This is a genomic window from Pantoea sp. SORGH_AS_0659, from assembly GCF_031453915.1.
Lineage (GTDB): Bacteria > Pseudomonadota > Gammaproteobacteria > Enterobacterales > Enterobacteriaceae > Pantoea > Pantoea leporis.
This window is the reverse complement of sequence record NZ_JAVJAK010000001.1, coordinates 1,854,642-1,870,640: the sequence shown is the minus strand read 5'-3', so window position 1 is coordinate 1,870,640 and position 15,999 is coordinate 1,854,642. Positions and strand designations below refer to the sequence as shown.

Annotated in this window: 15 protein-coding genes and 2 pseudogenes; 9 read left to right on the top strand and 8 right to left on the bottom strand. The window is 56.3% G+C overall.

Translation table 11 applies throughout. The annotated features are described in order from the left end of the window. The first annotated feature begins 6 nt into the window (after window positions 1-6). The 5 genes from tagF to Q3H59_RS08700 all read left to right on the top strand — a co-directional run bounded on the left by tagF (window position 7) and on the right by Q3H59_RS08700 (window position 5,073). Window positions 7-705, top strand: coding sequence for a type VI secretion system-associated protein TagF (tagF, locus tag Q3H59_RS08720; RefSeq protein WP_110866339.1), 699 nt, complete (start codon window positions 7-9; stop codon window positions 703-705). A 33-nt stretch (window positions 706-738) separates the two neighbouring features. Further along, window positions 739-1,851, top strand: coding sequence for a type VI secretion system-associated FHA domain protein TagH (tagH, locus tag Q3H59_RS08715; protein WP_309834313.1), 1,113 nt, complete (start codon window positions 739-741; stop codon window positions 1,849-1,851). Further along, window positions 1,848-2,624 (top strand): PP2C family serine/threonine-protein phosphatase, encoded by a 777-nt coding sequence (locus tag Q3H59_RS08710; protein ID WP_137385968.1) that lies wholly within the window; start codon window positions 1,848-1,850, stop codon window positions 2,622-2,624. The genes tagH and Q3H59_RS08710 overlap by 4 nt, the downstream gene beginning before the upstream one ends. A 13-nt stretch (window positions 2,625-2,637) precedes the next feature. Further along, window positions 2,638-3,588: a hypothetical protein gene (locus Q3H59_RS08705; RefSeq protein ID WP_110866342.1), complete on the top strand. Its 951-nt coding sequence runs from the start codon at window positions 2,638-2,640 to the stop codon at window positions 3,586-3,588. A gap of 66 nt (window positions 3,589-3,654) precedes the next feature. After that, window positions 3,655-5,073, top strand: a complete 1,419-nt coding sequence (locus Q3H59_RS08700) for a serine/threonine-protein kinase (protein WP_309834310.1) — start codon at window positions 3,655-3,657, stop codon at window positions 5,071-5,073. A gap of 6 nt (window positions 5,074-5,079) precedes the next feature. On the opposite strand, the gene Q3H59_RS08695 is transcribed toward Q3H59_RS08700, so the two are convergent. Both Q3H59_RS08695 and chaB read right to left on the bottom strand, forming a co-directional pair. Next, window positions 5,080-5,751, bottom strand: coding sequence for a gamma-glutamylcyclotransferase (locus Q3H59_RS08695; RefSeq protein WP_309834308.1), 672 nt, complete (start codon window positions 5,749-5,751; stop codon window positions 5,080-5,082). 237 nt (window positions 5,752-5,988) lie between these two features. Beyond that, window positions 5,989-6,220 (bottom strand): annotated as a pseudogene (gene chaB / locus Q3H59_RS08690) (putative cation transport regulator ChaB). Window positions 6,221-6,587: 367 nt separating this feature from the next. On the opposite strand from chaB, the gene chaA reads away from it, so the two are divergent. Next, window positions 6,588-7,673 carry a sodium-potassium/proton antiporter ChaA gene (gene chaA / locus Q3H59_RS08685; RefSeq protein ID WP_101764115.1) on the top strand — a complete coding sequence of 362 codons (1,086 nt, stop codon included), beginning with the start codon at window positions 6,588-6,590 and terminating at the stop codon, window positions 7,671-7,673. A gap of 119 nt (window positions 7,674-7,792) precedes the next feature. On the opposite strand, the gene kdsA is transcribed toward chaA, so the two are convergent. Genes kdsA through hemA form a run of 6 tightly spaced genes read right to left on the bottom strand, consistent with a single transcriptional unit; the run spans window position 7,793 to window position 13,104 of the window. After that, window positions 7,793-8,647, bottom strand: a complete 855-nt coding sequence (kdsA, locus tag Q3H59_RS08680) for a 3-deoxy-8-phosphooctulonate synthase (RefSeq protein WP_101764114.1) — start codon at window positions 8,645-8,647, stop codon at window positions 7,793-7,795. Window positions 8,648-8,677: 30 nt separating this feature from the next. Then, window positions 8,678-9,487 carry an invasion regulator SirB1 gene (sirB1, locus tag Q3H59_RS08675; protein WP_110866346.1) on the bottom strand — a complete coding sequence of 270 codons (810 nt, stop codon included), beginning with the start codon at window positions 9,485-9,487 and terminating at the stop codon, window positions 8,678-8,680. Continuing rightward, window positions 9,484-9,882 carry a SirB2 family protein gene (locus Q3H59_RS08670; protein WP_101764112.1) on the bottom strand — a complete coding sequence of 133 codons (399 nt, stop codon included), beginning with the start codon at window positions 9,880-9,882 and terminating at the stop codon, window positions 9,484-9,486. Before Q3H59_RS08670 ends, sirB1 begins: the two co-directional genes overlap by 4 nt. Window positions 9,883-9,884: 2 nt before the next feature. Next, window positions 9,885-10,724 carry a peptide chain release factor N(5)-glutamine methyltransferase gene (gene prmC / locus Q3H59_RS08665; RefSeq protein WP_222233307.1) on the bottom strand — a complete coding sequence of 280 codons (840 nt, stop codon included), beginning with the start codon at window positions 10,722-10,724 and terminating at the stop codon, window positions 9,885-9,887. Next, entirely contained in the window at window positions 10,724-11,806 is a 1,083-nt protein-coding gene (prfA, locus tag Q3H59_RS08660) for a peptide chain release factor 1 (RefSeq protein ID WP_101764110.1), read from the bottom strand. Before prfA ends, prmC begins: the two co-directional genes overlap by 1 nt. 41 nt (window positions 11,807-11,847) lie before the next feature. Next, window positions 11,848-13,104 (bottom strand): glutamyl-tRNA reductase, encoded by a 1,257-nt coding sequence (hemA, locus tag Q3H59_RS08655; RefSeq protein WP_061718543.1) that lies wholly within the window; start codon window positions 13,102-13,104, stop codon window positions 11,848-11,850. 216 nt (window positions 13,105-13,320) lie between these two features. On the opposite strand from hemA, the gene lolB reads away from it, so the two are divergent. From lolB to prs, 3 genes and pseudogenes are all read left to right on the top strand, one after another. Then, window positions 13,321-13,944 (top strand): lipoprotein insertase outer membrane protein LolB, encoded by a 624-nt coding sequence (gene lolB / locus Q3H59_RS08650; protein WP_137386885.1) that lies wholly within the window; start codon window positions 13,321-13,323, stop codon window positions 13,942-13,944. Continuing rightward, entirely contained in the window at window positions 13,941-14,810 is an 870-nt protein-coding gene (ispE, locus tag Q3H59_RS08645; RefSeq protein ID WP_137385973.1) for a 4-(cytidine 5'-diphospho)-2-C-methyl-D-erythritol kinase, read from the top strand. Before lolB ends, ispE begins: the two co-directional genes overlap by 4 nt. Before the next feature lie 124 nt (window positions 14,811-14,934). Beyond that, window positions 14,935-15,883, top strand: a pseudogene (gene prs / locus Q3H59_RS08640) (ribose-phosphate diphosphokinase). Window positions 15,884-15,999 lie beyond the last annotated feature (116 nt).

The following is a 15,999-nucleotide window of genomic DNA, read 5'->3' as shown; positions in this document are numbered from 1 at the left end:
GTAATCATGCCGACACACACTGCGCCGGGCTGGTACGGCAAGTTACCGGCCACCGGCGATTTTTTGCGCCAGCGTCTGAGCGAAAATACCGTGACGCCGTGGAGCCACTGGTTTCAGCAAGGATTACTGCACTGGCATCAGCAAGCCGATGCCAGCACCGCACAGTTTTTACGTGCGCCGGTGTGGAATTTTGTGTTACCGCTTTCGCCGCTGCGTCAGCAGGTGCAGATGGGCTGCCTGCTGCCGTCTTGCGATCGCGTGGGCCGCAGCTGGCCGCTCCTGGCGCTGCGCAGCTTCCCGCTGAGCCACTGGCACAGCGCGCAGCTGGCGATGTCCGGTGACTGGTTCCAGGAACTGGGCGCGCTGCTGCTGCACGCGGTGCGCGATCGACTCAATCCCGATGCGCTGGAGCAGCAGATGCAGCGCCTGTCACCGCTGCTGGTGCCGGATACGCAGCGCAGCGACATCATGGATGTGATTGGTTTTGATGATTTACCCTGCACGCTGAGCTGGCGTGAAGTGGCTGACAGATTCGATCCGCAGCAGCACATGAGCTACTGGTGGAGTAATCGCAGTGACGGTTTTAGCCATGCCACCCATAAACACAGTGGCCCGCTGACTGCGCAACTTTTTTCATTATTGTTTAACCCGGCGTCTGGTGCACAGCCGGGCCGCAACGGCCTCTATCCACCGATGTTTGAATAGGCCGTGGCGTTTGCCTTGTTAACGGGATGACTCATGCAATTTACCATTGTGCAGTGCAATACGGATGTGCCCGCCAAGACGGTAGCCTTTAAACCGCCCGGCGGCACCATCGGCCGCAGTCAGGATAACGATCTGGTGCTGCCTGACGAATCGCGCGCCATATCGCGTCTGCAGGCGCTGGTGCATCTTTCGCCGGAGGGCGAGTGCCGCCTGACCAATCAGGGCAGCGTCACGTCGGTGGTATTGAACGGCGTCGCGTTGCAACGCGGCTCGCAAGTGGCGTTGCAGGATGGCGACACGCTGCAAATCGGTGAGTATGGGCTCGAAGTACGCGATCCTAACAACCTGAAAGCCCGCCAGGACGATCCGCTGGCGTTCTTTGCCGACAGCAGCGACGACCCGCTCGGTATGATGCAGGAGTCGGAGGTGATTCCCGAGCCGGTTGCGCGTCAGGAGCGCCGCAACGATCCGCGTCTGGCGATTGATCCGCAAAGCGATGCGCCGACGCTGCCCGCCACGTTGCCGGGCGCCTCTCAGGACAAACTGATTGCCGCGCTGCTGGAAGGGATGGGGCTGAACAACGGCCATCAGACCACCATCACCGAAGAGCAGATGCGCGTAACCGGTCGCATGCTGAGCCTGTTTTCGCAAGGTACCGTCGCCCTGCTCTCCTCGCGCTCGATCCTCAAGCGCGGCGTGAAAGCCGACATGACGATGATCCTCAATGAGGCGAATAACCCGTTCAAGATTCTGCCGTCCGGTAAAACCGTATTGATGCAGATGTATCAAAGCCAGATGCCGGGCTTTATGCCGCCGGAACCGGCGGTGCGCGATGCGCTGGTGGATTTGCAGGCGCATCAGCTCGGCATGATTGCCGGTATCCGCGCCATTATTGCCGCCATGCTGCAATCATTTAACCCGCAGCGCTTAGAAGAAGAAGCACGCAAAGATGGCGTGCTGCCCAAAATGGCGTTCAGCACCGGACGCAAAGCGGCGCTGTGGGATTACTTCTCACGCCACTATCAACGTACCGCTGGCGAAATTGAGGATGACTTCCATACGCTGTTCGGCGAAGCCTTCCTGCATGCCTATGATATGGAAGTGAATCAATACAAAGATTCTCAAACGCGGACCGAAGACGCATGAAGATGATGTTTGCCAGCCGCTGCCAGCAAGGCATGCGCGACGAAAATCAGGATCGTACCGGCGCCGAGCTGGACGATCATAAAGCCTGTTTTCTGGTGTGTGACGGCGTCGCCGGTTTGCCTGGCGGTGATATCGCCGCGCAGCTGGTGCGCGATACGCTGCTAACGCAGCTGCAGCACAGCGCGACGTTCACCCCTGAAAGCACGCGCGCCGCCATTGAACACTGCCAGCAGGTGCTGATTGAGGCACAGGGAAACAATCCGAATTTTTCACGTATGAGCACCACGCTCGCCGCGCTGTTTATCGACCGCGAAAAACAGCGCGCATGGTGGGCGCACGCTGGCGACAGCCGGGTTTATCACTTCCGTCATGGGGTGCTAAATCAGGTGACGCGTGACCACAGTCTGGCCCAGCAGTTACGCGAGGCGGGCTATGAAAATACCGGCATTAACAGTAATTTACTCTATAATGCGCTCGGTGTTGAGCCTGCCCGTCCGGCCACTTTTAGCGAGGTGATTACGCTGGCCGATGGCGATGCGTTTCTGGTTTGCAGCGATGGATTCTGGCTCAATCTCACCACCCACGAAATGGAACTGGCCCTGCGCATGGTGAATGCCTGCGAAGAGTGGCTGACTTTGATGGAACAAGCCGTTAACCGCAGTGTTAAAAGCGACAATCTCAGCGCTCTGGCCGTCTGGATTGGCGAACCGCAGGAAGCGACGCTGCTTTATTCCCAGGCTGATGCGGCACGTTTTCTGCCGTCACGTTATTGATCCAAGGATGCTTATGAAAGTGTGGTTGACGGGCTTCGCAACCCTGTTGCTGGCCGTGAATGCGCAGGCAGAAGATTATCGCGTGGTGTATTCCCCGAGCCTGTCATTAGAAGTCTACATTGATGACGTGGCGAGCAAAGCGCCCAACGACTGGTGCAAAGAGACGCTGCCGCTGCGCATCGTCTCGGGCAAAAGCACCGACTCCAGCATCCTGACCAGCTTCCTGCCGCGCGTCGGTACACTGCTGGCGAATCAGTGCGGCCTGCTGGATGAACTGCCATGGCAGATGACCAATAAAGAGGGCAGCGTGCTGGCTAACGGCAGCGCAGCCAAATTACAGAACTGGCGCCCGATCGTGCTGAACGATGCCACCGCCAGCGCCACCACCAGCAACGCCGCGCCGCTCGATTTGTCACGCCCGGCGGATAGCACGCCGCTGCAGCACTTTGCCTTGCCGGGCGGCTGCCATTTCCGTACCTGGTGGGATGACAAAGGCGAATCGCTGTTTATCCCGGATAACCCGAATCAGCACTGCTCCACCGAAGGCTGGCTGGAAGGCCCGAGCGAAATGACGCTGATGAGCGCTGGCAAAACCCATAATCTGGCGCTGAACTTCTATCAGGGCTACCCGATTGCAGATTTGAAAATGAGCGGTCCGCCGCTGGAAGTGGTCTCGGTGAATAACCAGCGCATGATTGTTACGCGTCCGGATGCCGATGATAGCTGGTTAGTGCTGCCGTTTGATGCACAACAGCATGTGTGGCGTTTTAGCGGCACACTTCTGGTCAAGATGGACAAAACCGCCGATCAGGGCAGCGATGTGCTGAAAAAGCGGGTTGAGACGTTACGCGGCGTTTGGTCGCCGCAATTTATGCCACAGCAAAAAGTGACTGTGTTACTGATTGACACCCTGCATGCGGATCTCGCCGATCCGGCGATTGGTGCCTGGCGTAACATTAATTAATTAGCGGTCGTTGCCTGCCGTCATCGTGATGACGGGGCGCTACAGGACGTGTTCAGAGAGTTCACTATGTCGGCAAACGAAAACCATACACCTAACGCCCTCCCTGCGGGCTACCGGTTTAATGAATTTGAAATCAAGGAAGTGATTGGCGGCGGCGGCTTCGGCATTGTTTATCGTGCCTGGGATCATCAGCTGGAACGCACCATCGCGATCAAAGAGTACATGCCCGTCTCGTTGGCGGTGCGTGCGGCAGATATGTCGCTGGAACTGCGCGGAGAGCGTTTCCATAAGCTGTTTACCGCCGGTCGTAATAGCTTTATTCAGGAGGCGCGCCTGCTGGCACGCTTCAATCATCCCGGCTTGCTGCACGTGCTGCGCTTCTGGGAAGAGAACGGCACCGCCTACATGGGCACGCTCTATTACAGCGGCATGACGCTGAAAGAGTGGCAGATCACCAGTCCGGAGAGCATTGACGAGAGCTGGATCCGTCGTCTGCTACCGCCGCTGTTTGGCGCCATTGATACTATCCACGCCGCCGGTTATCTGCATCGCGATATCTCGCTGGATAACATCCAGATTCAGGAAAACCAGCTGCCGGTGCTGCTTGATTTTGGCTCGGCGCGCAAAGAGATCGGCAACCTCTCGGATGAAACCGAGATCATGCTGAAGCCCGGCTTTGCGCCGATTGAGCAGTACAGCGAAGAAGGCGAAATAGAGCAAGGTCCGTGGACCGATATCTATGCGCTAGGCGCAGTGCTGCACAACCTGATCACCGGCCATGCACCGCCGGTGAGCGTGGTGCGCTGCATTGAGGATAACTATCAGCCGCTGGTGGAGCGCAAGCCGGAAGGCTATTCGCTGCCGCTGCTGCACGCTATTGACTGCGCGTTAGCCATGAAGCCAGCAGATCGTCCGCAAAGCATTGATGCCTTTGCCAGCTTGATCGATCTGCCGGTCAGCGATGTCGAAGCGCTCTCCACCACTATTCCGCTCGTGGCTGAGCCGGTTGTGCCGGTGGAGCCGAGTGTTGCAACGCCGGAACCGCAAGTGTTGGCCGTCAATCATGCCGCTGCCGCCGTTGAACCTTTGACGCCGCGCAACGTGCGTCGTTTGTCGCCAGGTTTAGTGGTGGCCGCTGCGATTGCGGTGCTGGCGGTTGTGGTGGTGGTTTGGAAAGCGAATCATCACAGCGAAGCACCGCCGGTTGCCGCCAGCACCGCGCCCGCTGCGCCTGCTGCTGCCGCAGGCAACAGTGTAGCGAGCAGCGCACCGACGGTGGCGACGGTTTATCTGCGTTTGCAGGCGGGTGAGAATGTGATGCTGAATGGCGAAGCCCGCGATGTGAAGCCCTCCTCCAGCGGATTCGCTTCACTCAATCTGGCGGCGGGGAACTATCGCATTGAGGTGCGTAACGGCAACCAGGTGCATAGCCAATCGCTGACCATCGATAAGCCGGGAACCTGGCTGATTAATCCAGCGCAGTAATCCGTATCAGCGCGCTGCCGAATGACTCTGCAGCGCTCTGACATCTGCAGCCAGGCGCGTCAACGCCGCTTCCTGCATGCCACGTTTGCCTAGCTCCTGCTCCAGCGCGTAGAGATACTGGGCGTTGGTGCCAAGCGGACCGCTGGCCTGGGCAATCAACGGCGCGATGGTGCTGCGGCAGGAATCGGTTTCATACAGCGGATGACGCGGATCCATGATAAACACCAGCGCGGTAACGTTGCGTCCATCCTCCAGCTCCAGTTCACACCAGGTTGGCAGATAGCAGCCAGTAATCATTTCACGCTTCCACAGCAGCTCCAGCTCATCATACAAACGCGATTCCGGTAAACGGAACGCCAGTCCGCTGGTGGAACCGCCCTCTTTCAGCGCCAGCATACGGCCAGGCGCGGTTACGGTGCCGCGACCGGCAATCAGACGCAGGCAAAACGCACGGTGCCAGCCCTCTAAACGACCCGGCGCCACTTCGGCCGCTTCAAAAATGGGATTCCACATCAGCGAGCCGTAGCCAAAAATCCACACCGGGCTTTGGTCAGGACGACAGGCCAGCGTCGCGGACAGCGATGCCGCACGCTTTTCACAGCTCCAGAACAACGCTTCATCAATATCGCCAAACGATGTTTTACAATCTGCTTTTAACAAAAATTCCCGCGTTAACACTGTGGTCTCCTCTACTACGCTGACATCTTGCCGGTGTGGTTCCTCAAAACTGATGTCTACAGGCGACGCTCATTGCATCGTCTTAAGAGAAGACATTAATTCATTTTTAACAAAACATTCAAGATTGACCCCGATCACAAAAGGGAAATTCTGTGTAAATAGCATCGGCTGCCTGGTGAGGAACTTGAATGGCGAAGGGAAAAGTGCGAGGCGGGCCGCACCGGCCCGCAAGACAAACTAGTTTTTAGGGTGCCACTTGTCATCGTCACCTTTTGAGTACTCATGCTTGACTGCTGCCCAGGCGACTTTGTGTGCCACCTCTTCGCGCGACTCATCGCCACGCGCGGTCGTCGGGATCTTTGTATTGGTCCCAGGCGCTGTTAAAGGCCTTTTGATAGATGGTTTGCGCGTGAGCCGGCAGGACATGACGCACGCTGTCTGGCAGCTCTTTGTTTGATGAATAAGGCATATTTCCTCCTGTTTCATACCCAAGGTTTAAGTCTGGATCATCTGGGTCAAAACGCAAACCGGTACTTTCACTGGCAGATGGCGTAAAACAGGTTTAAACCCTCATAAACTTCACCCTATACGACGATTAACCAGACCAATCTCATCTTTAATTGGTTGAGTGACTCATGCAACATAATGAATACAGGCGTTAATCCAGCTATAACACACTCTTTTGCCGTGTTATGCATAATAAACGCTTTTGGTAAAATCGCGTAAAGTCACAGCAGCACAGCTGATGAAAAGTTACACTGCGTTACGTCAGAAAACTCATTATATTTATCAGGCAATGATTGCCTGCTTTGTACTTTTTCCGGAGAGGATGGTAAATGCCTGGACATGAGAAAACCCGCCATACCGAGTACTCACTGATTTTCCCCGTTGCTGCGCTGGCGGTGCTGAGCTTCTTCGGCAACCAGACAGCGCTTCTGCCGGTTATCGGCATCAACCTGTTGGCATTAGTTGCCATTCTGTTTAGCGCCTTCAGCGTCGTGCGTCACGCCGACGTGCTGGCACACCGTTTAGGCGAACCTTATGGCTCGCTGATTCTCAGTCTTTCCGTCGTCATACTTGAAGTGAGTCTGATCTCCGCGCTGATGGCCACCGGTGATGCCGCGCCCGCGCTAATGCGCGACACGCTCTACTCGATCATCATGATTGTGACCGCCGGTTTAGTCGGCTTTGCCCTGCTGCTGGGCGGACGCAAGTTTGCCACGCAGTACGTTAATCTGGCGGGCGTAAAACAGTACATGATCGCCATTTTCCCGCTGGCGATTCTGGTGCTGGTGTTCCCCAATGCGTTACCTGGCGGTAACTTCACGACCACGCAGGCGCTGATCATCGCGGCGATTTCTGCGGCCATGTACGGCGTGTTCCTGCTGATTCAAACCAAAACCCACCAAAGCCTGTTCGTTTATGAGCATGAAGATGATGGCGACGATCCGCACCACGGTAAGCCTTCTGCGCACAGCTCGTTGTGGCACACCGCATGGCTGATCGTGCATCTGATTGCGGTGATTAGCGTGACCAAGATGAACGCCAATCCCCTGGAGAGTCTGCTGACAGAACTGAACGCCCCGGCGCAGTTCACCGGCTTCCTGGTGGCGCTGTTGATCCTGTCGCCGGAAGGTTTAGGTGCAATCAAAGCGGTACTGATGAATCAGGTGCAGCGCGCAATGAATCTGTTCTTCGGTTCGGTGCTGGCGACCATTTCGTTGACGGTGCCTGCAGTGACCATCATCGCTACCCTGACCGACCAGCAATTGGTGTTCGGCCTTGAGCCACCGCAGATGGTGATCATGAGCGCCGTGCTGATCCTGTGTCACATCTCGTTCTCAACGGGCCGCACCAACGTGTTGAACGGTGCCGCGCATCTGGCGCTGTTTGCCGGGTATTTGTTGACGATTATGCTGTGAGACTAGCGGTCGGCATAAATGCCAACCATACGGAAATCGTGCATGTTGTAGGATCGCCATTAATGGCGACCAGCCAATAAAAAAGGCGCCATCGGCGCCTTTTTCACATTTGAAAACAATCAGTTGCTGGTATCCAGCTCTGGGAAGCTCTTCACCAGATCGTCGATGGCTTTCATCTGCACCAGGAAGGGTTCCAGCTTATCCAGCGGCAGCGCGGATGGACCGTCGCATTTGGCGCTGTTTGGCTCTGGGTGCGCTTCGATGAACAGGCCAGCAATGCCAACCGCCATGCCGGCACGCGCCAGCTCGGCGACCTGCGCACGACGACCGCCTGACGCAGCGCCGAACGGATCGCGCGTTTGCAGCGCGTGGGTAACGTCGAAGATCACTGGGCTATTTTGGGTGACGTTCTTCATCACGTTGAAGCCGAGCATATCGACAACCAGGTTGTCATAGCCGAAGTTGCTGCCGCGATCGCACAGGATAACCTGATCGTTGCCGCCTTCGACGAATTTGTCGTAGATGTTACCCATCTGGCCTGGGCTAACAAACTGGGGCTTCTTGACGTTGATTACCGCGCCGGTTTTCGCCATCGCTTCCACCAAATCGGTCTGACGCGCGAGGAAGGCCGGCAGCTGAATCACATCAACCACGTCAGCCACAGGCTGCGCCTGCGATGCTTCATGCACATCGGTGATGATTTTCACGCCGAAAGCCTGCTTCAGCTCCTGGAAAATCTTCATGCCCTCTTCCAGGCCAGGACCACGATAAGATTTGATTGAAGAGCGGTTCGCTTTATCAAAAGAGGCTTTGAATACGTAAGGGATCCCGAGTTTGTCGGTGACCTCAACGTAGTGTTCGCAGATGCGCATGGCGAGATCGCGCGATTCCAGCACGTTCATGCCGCCGAAGAGAACGAATGGCAGATCGTTTGCGACCTTGATATCGCCGATATTCACTACTTTCTGTGTCATGCCCTTTCCTTTCCTTTTATCGGGTAACGCTTAGTGCAGCGTTACCTGTTTCTGTTCAATTGCGTGAATCTGCACTTTAATCATCTCGCTGACCGGATCTTCAGGACACTGTTCAACGAAATAGGTCAAATCATTCAGCGCGATGTGTTCACACTCTAATTGCGCGTAGATCAAACCACGGTCGCGAATCTCGTAAGGATCGTCAGGATCGATCTGCAGCAGCACTTTGCTGACGTTCAGCGCCAGCTCCATCTGCTTCTCTTCCATCAGCGCGGATTTCAAGGTGTCGAGCATCTTGCGCATCACGTTGATGGTCTTGGCTTCGTCGAGATCGTCGTTATACAGCTTGGCGGTTGGGCTGATGTTGCCTTTCAGCCACACTTCCAGCGTATGCGTATCCAGCGTTTCGCCGTTGAACGGGTTGATCAGCCACATTTCGCCATCTAACCAGTCGGCACGCAGAATCAGCTGTGTCGGGAAAATCACCGGCATCAGCGGCAATTCCAGCTCATCGGCGATGTGCAGCAGGATCACGCCCAGCGACACCGCCGTGCCCTGACGGCTCTTCAAGACTTTGTCGATCCACAGCGCGTCGGAGAGATTATAGACGCCGCTGGCGCCGCCAAATCCCCACTGACGATAGAACAGCTCCAGCAGCTTACCCAGCTGCAAATCGGCGTCCTGTTCGCTGCTGACGTACTCACGGGCTTCATCTACCAGCGCCGCCAACTGTTGTTGCACAGAAGGCGCGGAAAAATCATTGCGTATGGCGCATGTGGCGCCAATCACCGCTTCACTCAACGGTGTTTTACTGTAATCGAGTTGCTCTGGCGAGGTCATACAATCCCCAATAACGGCATTTTGGTCATCGCCAGCTTAATCACAAACAGCAACGCTACGATTGCAATCAGGAAGGCGATCCAACGTGTCCCCATTTTACGTGGGCGACGGCTCAATGCCACGGAACCTAAGGCGATGTAGATAATAACCGCTAACAGCTTCTCCGTCAGCCAGCTTCCTTGCGGTGTGAACGGATAAAAATGCGTAATCATCACCAGCAGCGCACCGCTTAACAGCAAAAAGGTGTCGTTAACGTGCGGCGCAATGCGCACCCAGCGGCGTTGCAGCATCGCTGAGCCGGTGGTTTGCCAGTAGAAGCGCAGCAAAAACAGACAAATCGTCAGCGCAACGGTCAGCAAGTGAAAATGTTTAATCAGGGGATACCAGCTCGCCATCGTTATTCCTTATTAAAAAATTGTCCTAGTGTGACGCGCGGATTACCGCCGTAATCGTCAACGGTGCTCACCGCCTGATAACCGTGCTGCGTCATGATGGCGCGCACGGCTGCACCTTGCTGCCAGCCATGTTCCAGCAGCAGCCAGCCGCCAGCGTGCAGCCAGTGCGGTGCGGTGTGAATGATAAAACGTAAATCGGCCAAACCCTGATCGTCCGCCACCAACGCGCTGCGCGGTTCAAAGCGCACGTCGCCCTGCTGCAGATGTTCATCGGCGGCATCAATATAGGGCGGATTGCTGACAATCAGATCAAAACGTTGGGCGGGAAGATCGTTAAACCAGTTGCTGAGGATGAAGCGGGCGTTATCAATGTGCAGACGCTGCGCATTGTCCTGCGCCAGTTCCACCGCCGCCGCGATGCGATCGCAGCCGATAACCTGGCAGCCTGGCCGTTCGCTGGCCAGCGCCAGCGCAATCGCGCCGGTGCCAGTGCCTAAATCCAACAGAGACGTCGCGGCGGCCGGCAGATGTGCCAGCGCTTGCTCCACCAGCACTTCGGTGTCCGGACGCGGGATCAGCGTGGCATCACTGACGCGCAACGGCAGCGACCAGAATTCACGCTCGCCGACCAGATGCGCAATCGGCTCGCCGTTGACGCGGCGCGCCAGCAGCGCATTCAGTTGTTCCAACTGCTGCGCGTCCAGTTCCGCATCGTCAAAGGCAATCAGCCAACTGCGCGCTTTGCCCGTCACAAAACCCAGCAATATTTCCGCATCGCGCTTCGGGCTGTCGCCGCCACAGAGCGCTACCACAGCCTGCTGTAGCCAGCGACGGATGATCATTAGTCCTGTCCAGCCAGCGCGGCCAGCTGATCGGCTTGATACTCCTGCACAATCGGCTCAATCAGCGCATCCAGCTTGCCTTCCATCACCTCATCGAGACGGTAAACCGTGAGGTTGATGCGGTGATCGGTGACGCGGCCCTGCGGGAAGTTGTAGGTGCGGTTACGATCCGAACGGTCGCCGCTGCCGAGCAGGTTACGACGCGTCGAAGCTTCAGCGGCATTACGCTTTGCCGTTTCCGCCGCGTGAATACGCGCACCCAACACCGCCAAGGCTTTGGCTTTGTTTTTGTGCTGTGAACGTTCGTCCTGACACTCCACCACAATGCCAGTTGGCAAGTGGGTGATACGAATCGCGGAATCGGTGGTGTTAACGTGCTGACCACCGGCACCGGAAGAACGGAAGGTGTCGATTTTCAAATCGCCGGCGTTGATTTCCGGCATTTCCGCTTCGGGCAGTTCCGGCATGACCGCAACGGTACAAGCCGAGGTGTGAATACGGCCCTGCGATTCGGTTTCTGGCACGCGCTGTACGCGATGGCCGCCCGATTCAAACTTAAAGCGGCCATACGCGCCATCGCCGATGATGCGGGCGATCACTTCTTTATAGCCGCCGTGCTCACCTTCGTTGGCGCTGATGATCTCAACCTGCCAGCGACGCGCTTCGGCGTAACGGCTGTACATACGGAACAGATCGCCGGCAAAAATCGCCGCTTCATCACCGCCGGTACCGGCGCGCACTTCGACAAAGCACGAACGTTCATCGTCGGGATCTTTCGGCAGCAGCAGCACTTGCAGCTGTTGTTCCAGCGCTTCACGCTTCTCGCGTGACAGCTTTAATTCTTCCTGCGCCATCTCGCGCATTTCCGGGTCTTCCAGCATCATTTCGGCAGTTTCAACGTCTTCCTGCACCTGCTGCCATTCGCGGAAACAACGGGTGACGTCGCTAAGCTGGGCATATTCGCGTGATAACGCACGGAAACGATCCTGATCGGCAATCACGCCGGCATCGCCCAGCAACGCTTCCACTTCCTCGTGGCGTTCCTGCAGCGCTTCCAGCTTGGCAACAATAGAGCTCTTCATGTAATAGCGGGTATCCCAGTGATAGGTCGTGACTGACCAGATTACTCTAAACCGAGGCTGTCACGTAAGATCTGCAGGCGTTCGCTGTCGCCGTCGCGCGCGGCCTGCTGCAGTGATTTGGTTGGTGCATGAATTAATCGGTTGGTCAGCTTGTGTGCCAGTTCCTGCAGCACTTTTTCGGCATCAGCGCCCTGCTGCAGCGCGGCCAGCGCGCGTTCCTGTAACTCGGCGCGCACCTGATCGGCCTGCGAACGGTATTCACGGATGGTCTCAACCGCGCTTTGCGCGCGCAGCCAGGCCATAAATTCGCCGCTCTCCTGCACCACAATGCTTTCAGCCTGCACGGCGGCGGCTTTGCGCTGCGCCATGTTCTGCTCGATGATCGCTTGCAGATCATCAACGCTGTAGAGATAGGCGTTCGCCAGCTTGCCCACTTCCGGCTCGACATCGCGCGGTACGGCGATATCCACCAGCAGCATCGGCTGATTGCGACGCGCTTTCAGCGCGCGCTCCACCATCCCTTTACCGATAATCGGCAGCGGGCTGGCGGTGGAAGAGATAATGATGTCGGCATCGGCCAGACGGGTTTCGATATCGCCGAGGCCAATCACTTCTGCCCCCACTTCATCGGCCAGCAGCTGAGCGCGTTCGCGGGTGCGGTTGGCGATCATCAGCTTCTTGACGGAGTGTTCGCGCAGATGACGCGCCACTAACTCGATGGTTTCACCGGCGCCGACCAGCAGCACGTTAACGGTGCTGAGCGATTCAAAAATTTGACGCGCCAGTGAACAGGCAGCGAAGGCGACCGATACGGCGCTGGCGCCAATCTCGGTTTCGGTGCGCACACGCTTGGCCACCGAGAAGGTTTTCTGGAACATGCGCTCCAGTTCACTGCTCAGCGCGTGGTCGCGTGACGAATCAACAAAAGCTTTTTTAACCTGACCTAAAATCTGTGGTTCACCCAACACCAGTGAATCCAGCCCACTGGCCACGCGCATCAGATGGCTGACCGCCGCGTTGTCCTGATGCCAGTAGAGGCTGTTGCGCACATCCTCTTCACGCAGATCGTGATAGTCACACAGCCAACGCACCAGCTTCTCCTGCAGGTCGGCTTGCTGCTCTACACTGAGGTAGAGTTCTGTACGGTTGCAGGTCGAAAGGACCACACCGCTCTGCACCATCGGCTGGGACAGCAGGCTATTCAGCGCCAGTTCCAGCGTGTCTGGTGTAAACGCAACGCGTTCGCGTAGCGCAACAGGTGCAGTTTTGTGGTTGATTCCGAGTGCAAGCAGCGTCATGTGATTCGGGTTGGGATATCCCAAGTGTTGTCAGGGTTTTGTGCAGCGCATTCTACAAGATGCCACAGGTCAAGAAAAGCCATACAAAGCCTATGACAGTAATAAGATTAAACTGATCGTGCGCAATTATTGCCATAACAGCATTGACGGCTTACATGCGGATGGTTAGCGTTACCGGTTACGAAGTAAAAACGTGTCTGAGGAGATGACCACGTGATGCATTTGCCCCCGCGCAAGTTACTGCGCCTTTTACCCCTTGCCAGCGTGTTACTGGCTGCATGTACCATTAACAAACCACAAGGTCCGGGCCCAAGCACCACATCACCGCAATGGCAGCAGCATCAGCAAGCCGTGGCGAAAATCAGCCAGTATCAGACGCGCGGTGCGTTCGCTTACCTGTCGGATAAGCAAAAAGTGTATGCACGCTTTAACTGGCAGCAAACCGCTGCGGATCGCTATCGCCTGCTGCTGACCAATCCGCTTGGCAGCACCGAATTGCAGTTGGATGCGCAAGGTTCCGTGGTGCAGATCGTGGATAACAAAGGCAAGCGCTACGTGAGTAACGATGCCGAGAAGATGATTTCACAGCTTACCGGCATGGATATCCCGCTCGCCAATCTGCGTCAGTGGATGATGGGCTTGCCGGGCGATGCCAGCGATTATCAGCTGAATAACCATTACCAGCTGCAAAGCCTTAACTACAGCCGCAACGGTCAGCAGTGGAAAGTGAACATTTCTGATTACGACAGCAAAGTGAATCCGCCGCTGCCAGCGAATCTGGAGCTGTCTGAAGGCGGTCAGCGCATCAAATTACGCATGGATAGCTGGACCACCCAATGATCACCACGTGGCCCGCGCCGGCAAAACTGAATCTGTTCCTGTATATCACTGGCCGTCGTGCTGACGGCTACCACAATCTGCAAACGCTGTTTCAGTTCCTCGATTACGGTGACACGCTGGAAATCACACCGGACAGCAGCGGCAAGATAACGCTGCTGACGCCGCTGACTGGCGTGCCGGATGACGAGAACCTGATTGTGCGTGCTGCGCAGGCGTTAAAAACCGTTGCCGCTGCGCGTGGCACCTTGCCCGCGCAGGCCGGTGCCAGCATCGCGCTGGAGAAGGTTTTGCCGATGGGCGGCGGGCTTGGCGGCGGCTCTTCAGATGCGGCAACGGTGTTAGTGGCGCTGAATCATCTGTGGCAAACCGGATTAAGCGTTACCGAGCTGTCGACGATTGGCATCAAACTGGGCGCGGATGTGCCAGTGTTTATTGGAGGTCACGCGGCCTTTGCAGAAGGCGTGGGCGAACTATTGCAGCCGGCTGAACCGGCAGAAAAATGGTATCTGGTGGCGCATCCAGGCGTGAGCATCGCGACGCCTGATCTGTTCCGCGATCCCGAACTGACGCGCGATTCACCAATCCGCACATTAGATGAACTGTTACAGCGTCCTTTTCACAATGATTGTGAGGCTGTGGCAAGAAAACGTTTTCGTAAGGTTGATGAGCTGCTTTCCTGGCTGCTAGAATACGCGCCGTCGCGCCTGACTGGGACCGGAGCTTGTGTGTTTGCTGAATTTGACACCGAATCCGACGCACGTCAGGTGCTGGAGCTTGCCCCGAAATGGATTTGCGGATTTGTGGCGCGCGGGCTTAACCTCTCGCCGTTGCAGCGCACACTTTCTGGGCTAAAAGCGTCTACGTGACAGTGTCACCCGTTCCAGACACTGCATGTTGCGCATTAACACACCCGTATGAACATGCTCTTTGGTATTCGCCGGTTACTCTAGAGCCGTTCATTCTCTGGACGCCAAGCCTGAGGTTCTTCTCGTGCCTGATATGAAGCTATTTGCTGGTAACGCCACCCCGGAACTAGCACAACGTATTGCCAACCGCCTTTACACTAGCCTCGGAGACGCCGCTGTTGGCCGTTTCAGTGATGGTGAAGTAAGTGTACAGATTAACGAAAATGTACGCGGTGGTGATATTTTTCATCATCCAGTCCACCTGTGCCCCCACCAACGATAATCTGATGGAGCTGGTTGTGATGGTCGACGCCTTGCGTCGGGCTTCTGCTGGTCGTATTACTGCTGTCATTCCTTACTTTGGCTATGCGCGTCAGGACCGCCGTGTGCGTTCTGCTCGTGTACCGATCACTGCCAAAGTGGTTGCCGATTTCCTTTCTAGCGTGGGCGTTGACCGTGTTCTAACCGTTGACCTGCATGCTGAACAGATTCAGGGCTTCTTTGATGTCCCGGTGGATAACGTCTTCGGCAGCCCAATCCTGCTGGAAGATATGCTGCAAATTGGCCTGGAAAATCCTATTGTAGTTTCCCCAGACATCGGTGGCGTAGTGCGTGCGCGCGCCATCGCCAAACTGCTCAACGATACCGATATGGCTATCATCGACAAACGCCGCCCGCGCGCGAACGTTTCGCAGGTGATGCACATTATTGGTGACGTTGCGGGTCGTGACTGTGTACTGGTCGACGATATGATCGACACCGGCGGTACGCTGTGCAAAGCGGCTGAAGCGTTGAAAGAGCGCGGCGCGAAACGTGTTTTCGCTTACGCTACTCACCCAATCTTCTCCGGCAATGCGGTGGAAAACCTGCGTAAGTCGGTGATTGACCAGGTGATTGTCTGCGATACCATTCCGCTGTCTGAAGAGATGAAATCTCTGCCAAACGTGCGTACTCTGACGCTGTCTGGCATGTTGGCCGAAGCGATTCGTCGTATCAGCAACGAAGAATCAATCTCCGCGATGTTTGAGCATTAATTCATCGCGTGAAACCGGGCCTCGTGCCCGGTTTTTCTTTGCACCCTGCCCTCAATCTGACTCACCGATTAAGCCACTTTCGCCATTGATATTTGCGCGATAAATTTCGTTAAATC

Bases quoted from the DNA above. Each gene is read 5' to 3' on its own strand.
- tagF (WP_110866339.1), top strand. From the start codon at position 7: ATGCCGACACACACTGCGCCGGGCTGGTACGGCAAGTTACCGGCCACC.
- chaA (WP_101764115.1), top strand. From the start codon at position 6,588: ATGCCTGGACATGAGAAAACCCGCCATACCGAGTACTCACTGATTTTC.
- prmC (WP_222233307.1), bottom strand. From the start codon at position 10,724: ATGATCATCCGTCGCTGGCTACAGCAGGCTGTGGTAGCGCTCTGTGGC.
- hemA (WP_061718543.1), bottom strand. From the start codon at position 13,104: ATGACGCTGCTTGCACTCGGAATCAACCACAAAACTGCACCTGTTGCG.
- ispE (WP_137385973.1), top strand. From the start codon at position 13,941: ATGATCACCACGTGGCCCGCGCCGGCAAAACTGAATCTGTTCCTGTAT.
- Q3H59_RS08710 (WP_137385968.1), top strand. From the start codon at position 1,848: ATGAAGATGATGTTTGCCAGCCGCTGCCAGCAAGGCATGCGCGACGAA.
- tagH (WP_309834313.1), top strand. From the start codon at position 739: ATGCAATTTACCATTGTGCAGTGCAATACGGATGTGCCCGCCAAGACG.
- sirB1 (WP_110866346.1), bottom strand. From the start codon at position 9,487: ATGACCTCGCCAGAGCAACTCGATTACAGTAAAACACCGTTGAGTGAA.
- prfA (WP_101764110.1), bottom strand. From the start codon at position 11,806: ATGAAGAGCTCTATTGTTGCCAAGCTGGAAGCGCTGCAGGAACGCCAC.
- lolB (WP_137386885.1), top strand. From the start codon at position 13,321: ATGCATTTGCCCCCGCGCAAGTTACTGCGCCTTTTACCCCTTGCCAGC.
- kdsA (WP_101764114.1), bottom strand. From the start codon at position 8,647: ATGACACAGAAAGTAGTGAATATCGGCGATATCAAGGTCGCAAACGAT.
- Q3H59_RS08670 (WP_101764112.1), bottom strand. From the start codon at position 9,882: ATGGCGAGCTGGTATCCCCTGATTAAACATTTTCACTTGCTGACCGTT.
- Q3H59_RS08700 (WP_309834310.1), top strand. From the start codon at position 3,655: ATGTCGGCAAACGAAAACCATACACCTAACGCCCTCCCTGCGGGCTAC.
- Q3H59_RS08705 (WP_110866342.1), top strand. From the start codon at position 2,638: ATGAAAGTGTGGTTGACGGGCTTCGCAACCCTGTTGCTGGCCGTGAAT.